Origin of the sequence: Seohaeicola sp. 4SK31, from assembly GCF_028802875.1 — a bacterium.
GTDB lineage: Bacteria > Pseudomonadota > Alphaproteobacteria > Rhodobacterales > Rhodobacteraceae > Seohaeicola.
In genome coordinates this window covers 1-5,785 of the sequence record NZ_JARAMP010000057.1, presented here as the reverse complement: position 1 = coordinate 5,785, position 5,785 = coordinate 1, and the positions used below count along the sequence as shown (strand labels likewise).

Annotated in this window: 4 protein-coding genes; 3 read left to right on the top strand and 1 reads right to left on the bottom strand. The window is 66.1% G+C overall.

The window, feature by feature from the left end; genetic code table 11:
- Positions 1-19: 19 nt before the first annotated feature.
- Positions 20-2,623, top strand: a complete 2,604-nt coding sequence (locus PVW27_RS21110) for a cation-transporting P-type ATPase (protein WP_274561137.1) — start codon at positions 20-22, stop codon at positions 2,621-2,623.
- 113 nt (positions 2,624-2,736) lie between these two features.
- Positions 2,737-3,039 carry an SH3 domain-containing protein gene (locus PVW27_RS21105; RefSeq protein WP_274561135.1) on the top strand — a complete coding sequence of 101 codons (303 nt, stop codon included), beginning with the start codon at positions 2,737-2,739 and terminating at the stop codon, positions 3,037-3,039.
- Between the two features lie 45 nt (positions 3,040-3,084).
- On the opposite strand, the gene PVW27_RS21100 is transcribed toward PVW27_RS21105, so the two are convergent.
- Positions 3,085-4,200 (bottom strand): cytochrome c3 family protein, encoded by a 1,116-nt coding sequence (locus PVW27_RS21100; RefSeq protein WP_274561134.1) that lies wholly within the window; start codon positions 4,198-4,200, stop codon positions 3,085-3,087.
- Positions 4,201-4,337: 137 nt separating this feature from the next.
- On the opposite strand from PVW27_RS21100, the gene PVW27_RS21095 reads away from it, so the two are divergent.
- On the top strand, positions 4,338-5,785 hold a 1,448-nt coding region (locus PVW27_RS21095), incomplete at its 3' end, for a ferredoxin reductase family protein (protein WP_274561132.1).

Here is a 5,785-nt window from a genome sequence, read left to right as displayed (position 1 = left end):
GCCCGCTGAAAGGAGTCCGATGCTGCTGACCGATCCGCACAGCCAGTCTGCCGATGCCTGTCTGTCGGCGCTGGACTCGGACCCGGCGGGGTTGAGTGCGGCGGAGGCGGCGCGGCGACTGGCCGCGCATGGGCCGAACCGTTTGCCCGAGGTTCACGCGCATGGGCCGCTGATGCGGTTTCTGGCGCAGTTCCACAATGTGCTGATTTATGTGCTGATGGGCGCCGCCGTTGTGACGGGGGCTTTGCAGCATTGGGTCGACACGGGCGTGATCCTGGCGGTGGTGCTGGCCAATGCCGTGATCGGCTACCTGCAGGAGGGCAAGGCCGAGGCCGCCATGGCCGCGATCCGCGGCATGCTGGCCCCACGCGCCGCCGTCTTGCGCGATGGGGTGCGGGTCACGCTGGACGGTGCCGATCTGGTGCCCGGTGACGTGGTTCTGCTGGAGGCGGGTGACAAGGTGCCTGCGGATCTGCGGGTGCTGGAGGCGCGCGGTCTTGCGGCGCAGGAGGCGATCCTGACCGGGGAATCCGTGCCGGTCGAGAAGGTGGCGGGTCCGGTGGCAGTTGATGCACCGCTGGGGGATCGTCGGTCGATGCTGTGGTCGGGCACGTTGATCACGCAGGGCACCGCGCGCGGTCTGGTTGTGGCGACCGGGCAGACGACCGAGATCGGGCGCATCGGTGGTCTGCTGGAGGGGGTCACGCAGCTGACGACACCGCTGGTGGCGCAGATGGATCATTTCGCGCGCTGGCTGTCCTTTCTGATCCTGCTGATTTCGGGCCTGTTGCTGGCCTATGGCTATTTCGTAGGGCATCACGATTTTTCCGAGATGTTCATGGCCGTGGTCGGCGTCGCGGTGGCGGCCATTCCCGAAGGTCTGCCTGCGGTGATGACCATCACGCTGGCCATCGGCGTGCAGGCCATGGCGCGGCGCAATGCGATCGTGCGCCGCCTGCCGGCGATCGAGGCGATCGGCTCGGTCTCGGTGATCTGCACCGACAAGACCGGCACACTGACCCGGAACGAGATGGTCGTGGCCGCGGCCGAAACCCCGGATGGTGCCTTCGAGATTTCCGGCGAAGGCTATGCCCCCGAAGGCGCGGTCACGCCTGCGGGCGAGATTGCGGCGCTGGCCCGCGCGGCGCTGCTGTGCAATGACGCGGCGCTACGGCAGCGGGACGGGGTCTGGTCCGTGGAAGGCGATCCCATGGAAGGGGCGCTGCTGGCCTTTGCGGGCAAGGTCGGTGTGGCGCCTGCGGGTCAACGGCTGGATGCGATCCCTTTTGACAGCCGCCACCGTTTCATGGCCGTGCTGACGGACGGACCCTCAGGCCGCATGATCCATGTTAAGGGCGCGCCCGAGCGGGTGCTGATGATGTGTCAGGGCATTGATCTGTTGCATTGGCACAACCGCGCCGAGGCGATGGCGATGCGCGGGTTGCGGGTGCTGGCCTTGGCGGAGCGGGTGACATCCGATGAGCGGATCGACGCGGCAGCACTTGAGGGCGGTCTGTCCTTTCTGGGGCTTGTTGGTCTGATCGACCCGCCCCGGCCCGAAGCCATCGCCGCCGTGGCCGAATGCCGGGCCGCCGGAATCCGCGTCAAGATGATCACCGGCGATCATGCCGGAACCGCCAGGGCCATTGCCGCGCAGATCGGGCTGGCCAGACCGGACCGGGTTCTGACCGGGGCCGACCTTGACACGCTGGACGATGCGCAACTGGCGCTGGAGGTGATGGGAACGGATGTCTTTGCCCGCACCAGTCCCGAACACAAACTGAGGCTTGTGACCGCATTGCAGGCCAATGGCCTGTCGGTCGCGATGACGGGGGACGGGGTGAATGATGCCCCCGCCCTCAAGCGTGCGGATGCGGGCATTGCGATGGGGTTGAAGGGATCAGAGGCCGCCAAGGAAGCGGGCGATCTGGTGCTGGCGGATGACAATTTCGCTTCGATCGCCGCTGCTGTGCGCGAGGGGCGGACGGTTTATGACAACCTCAAGAAGGTGATCAGCTGGACGCTGCCCACCAATGCGGGCGAGGCGATGGTGGTGGTTCTGGCGTTGCTGCTGGGGCTGTCGCTGCCGGTCACGGCGGTGCAGATCCTGTGGATCAATCTGATCACGGGTATCACGCTGGGCCTTGCGCTGGCCTTCGAGCCGACCGAGGCCGGCACGATGGCGCGTCCGCCGCGCCCGCGTGATGCGCCGATCCTGTCGGGCGAGCTGGTCTGGTATGTGATCATGGTGGCGCTGCTGTTCCTTGCGGCGGTCTTCGGCATCTTCACCTATGCGTTGGACCGGGGCTATCCGCTGCCGCTGGCGCAGACCATGGCGATGAACATGCTGGTCGTGCTGGAGATCTTCAACCTGTTCTTCATCCGCAACATCCACAGCACATCGCTGACATGGGCGGCCGTGCGGGGGACCAAGGTGGTCTGGACGGTTGTGATCGCGATTACGGCGGCACAGTTCGCCGTCACCTACCTGCCGCCGTTTCAGATGATCCTTGGCACCGCGCCGGTGTCGCTGGCGGACGGGCTTCTGATCGTCGGCATCGGGGTCGCCTTCTTTGCCATCCTCGAGATCGAGAAGCAGATCAGGCTGGGGCTGAAGGGATAAGGCGCGGCCTGCGAGAGGTTTGTCCGATCTTTTCGGGCAGAAGGATCATCGCAGGTTCCGTTTGGCATCGACAGCGATTACCAAGACGCCAAAGCCGCCAGCGGGAGTGAACCATGCCGAGATCCATTCTTATCATTCTGGCCCTTGTGGTCTTTGGTATCGGGGCGGGTGTCCAGCCCGCGGCGGCGGGGTCCATGGGTCGTTACGAGGTCTATGGCGTCGAGGGCGACGACATGCTGAAGATGCGCGGGGGGCCGGGGATCGGTTACAGTGTGATCGTGGGGTTACCGAACGGAACCGTTCTGCGTGTCCGCGATTGTCAGCAGACCGGAGGGACGCGCTGGTGCCGTGTCTCGCTGGAGCGGGCGCGCGGCCTCAAGGGCTATGTGTCCTGGGCCTATCTGCGGAAGTTGTGAGCGGGAAGAGGTCAGGCCCGCAACCCTGCGGTTGGGCCGTGACCCTCAGGGGCGCGGTCGCTTGCCCGGGTCCGCCCCGTTCGCGGTTGAGAGATCCTCAAGACTGTCATGCAGCAATTGCAGCAGGTAGCGCGGGTTGTGCACGAAGCCGCCGGGGTCCTTCTTCGCCACCTGATAGTTGTAGGCGGCCTTGAGCAGGCGCGGTGTCCATGACTGGTAGCGATTGGGAAAGATGCCCTCTGCCGCGCTGATCTGACCGTCGCCGTCCGTGTCGGTGAAGAAATACGGAAACTGCCCCGGCGCATAGGCGATGGCCGTGCCGATGGTTTGCGTGGCATAGGTCTGGATCGCGGCATAGAGCTGGCTGTGCAGGCCGGTGATCTCGGTATGGATGCCGCCCGAGATCACGCCGTCCCCGTCGAAGTCAGCGTGCCGGGTGCGGATGTCGCGCAGATCCGTGACGCCGCGATGGCAGCTGAGACAGCCCTCGGTTTCGACCTTGGTGCTGTGCGGGTCGTGGCAGGCCGTGCAACTGTCGGCGCCGGGGACATGGCCGAAACGTCCGGCATAGGACCGGCCCGGATAGTGATAGCCGCCGCCCAGATCGCCGCCCCCCGTCACGGCGGCCGCGATGCCGTAATGGATGTTGAGAAAGCCCAAGGCCGTTGAGGGCGTATCCTCGTCCAGACCGGTCGTGGCGGCGGTGACATCCGCGCCGGACAGGCGGCCCTGATGGCAGACCGTGCAGACCGCATCCGCGCCCAGCCCGTCAACCGTCACACCCGAAGGGAAGGTGACGCTGTCCAGCGCATGGGCGGTGTCGGTGTGGCAGGCGGCGCAGCCGATGGGGGCGTTGATGGCGGCGGGGTGGTCCACGACGCCCGCCTGCGTGCCATCCGCGCCGAGATAGTCCAGAAAGCCCGGCTGGGAATGACAGGCGGCACAGGTTTCAGGCACCGCCCCGTCCTTGTTCCAATAGGTGAAGGACAGTGACGTGTGATCGGCATGCGGCGCGTCAAGCCACTCTTGCACAAGGCGGGCAAGCGCGTCCTTGTCATACTGGATCAGACCTTGCTGCGCCATGGTGGGGGCAGGGGCCAGCATGAGGCCCAGAGCAAGCAAGAGGATCAAAAGATGGCCGGTGGTGTTGCGCCGTGTCATGCAAGCCTCCTGTGACAATCCGGGGGGGTCACGCGGAGCAACTCTGCCTTGGGTTGATCGATTCGTCCTTGAGGTATGTCAAAGCGTGCATGTGGGCAGGATGTCACTCTGCAGTTCACAAGCGGAGACGCAGACGCATGACTTCCACCGCCGATCCTGAACCGCCATTGTCACCCGGCACATGGCCCGGCCTGTCCGCCCGCGCGATGGCGCTGGTCTATCTGGTGATCTGTCTGTCGCCGGTGGCGTTGGCGGGGCTGTCCGATACCGTGCCGCTGGACCGGTGGGAGGCCTTTGGCGCCGGACTGGGGCTGGCGGGGCTGGTGGCGATGGTCGTGCAGTTCGTGACCTCGGGGCGGTTCCGGCGTGTATCGGGCGGGATGGGCATTGACCGCATCATGGCCTTCCACAAGTTTGCCGCATGGTGGGTGTTGCTGGCGCTGATGCTCCATCCCGTGGCCTATGTGCTGCCCACCTTTCTGGACGATCCGGGCCGGGGGGCGCAGCGGTTGCTGGCCTATCACCTGCTGCCCGCCTATCGCAGTGGAGTGGTGGCGCTGGTGGCGCTGGCGCTGCTGGTTGCGGCGGGGGTGGCGCGCGACCTGTTCCGCTATGAGATCTGGCGCGGCAGTCATGTCATTCTGGCGCTGATGGCCCTGGGTGGCGGGTTGCATCACGCGACAACCGCCGGGCGGTTGAGCGCGCTGGGGCCGCTGCATCTGTTCTGGTGGGGCGCGGGGGCTGTTGCCGTCGCGGTGATGGCCGTGCTCTATGGCTGGCGCTGGATGCGGTTGCACCGGCAGCCGTGGCGGCTGCGCGGGATCGCGAAACTGGCGGACCGGATCTGGGAACTGGATCTGGAACCGATGCCGGGGACGGCCCCTTTGCCGTATCGGGCGGGGCAGTTCGTCTGGATGACCGTCGGTGCAAGACGGTTTCCGTTGTTCGATCATCCGTTTTCGATCGCAGACAGCCCGCAGCGGGCGGGTATGAGCCTGATCATCAAGGAGGTGGGGGACTTTACACGCAGCGTGGGGAGCCTGCCCCTTGGCACATCCATCGGGGTGGATGGTCCTTACGGCACCTTTACCTTGCAACGGCATCCTGCCACGGCCGTTCTGCTGATCGCGGGCGGGGTCGGGATTGCGCCGGTGATGGGCTTGCTGCGCGATATGGTGGCGCGGCGCGATCCGCGCCCGGTGCGGGTGGCCTATGCGGTGGGAACGCCCGCGAACTTCGCCTGTCTGGCAGAGCTGGAGGCAGCCAAGGCGGTTCTTGATCTGCGGGTGATGCTGGTCAGCGAGGACCCGGAGGACGGCTGGCCCGGCGAGGTCGGCTATCTGGACCGGACCAAGTTGGCTGGGGTGCTGGACGGGCTTGATCCGTCCCGCGCCGTGGCGCTGATCTGTGGTCCCGGCCCGATGGTCACGGCGGTGTCGGATACGCTGCTGGATCTGGGGATGCCGATGCGGAATGTCGTCTATGAACGGTTCGACTATGGCGGGGTTCTGGCGGCCCGGCAGGACCGTCGCCGCACCTTCGGATTCATCAGCCTGCTTCTGGGCCTGACCGCGCTGATCGCGGT

Excerpts from the sequence above, each read along its gene's own strand:
- PVW27_RS21110 (WP_274561137.1), top strand. The coding sequence starts at position 20 with ATGCTGCTGACCGATCCGCACAGCCAGTCTGCCGATGCCTGTCTGTCG.
- PVW27_RS21105 (WP_274561135.1), top strand. The coding sequence starts at position 2,737 with ATGCCGAGATCCATTCTTATCATTCTGGCCCTTGTGGTCTTTGGTATC.
- PVW27_RS21100 (WP_274561134.1), bottom strand. The coding sequence starts at position 4,200 with ATGACACGGCGCAACACCACCGGCCATCTTTTGATCCTCTTGCTTGCT.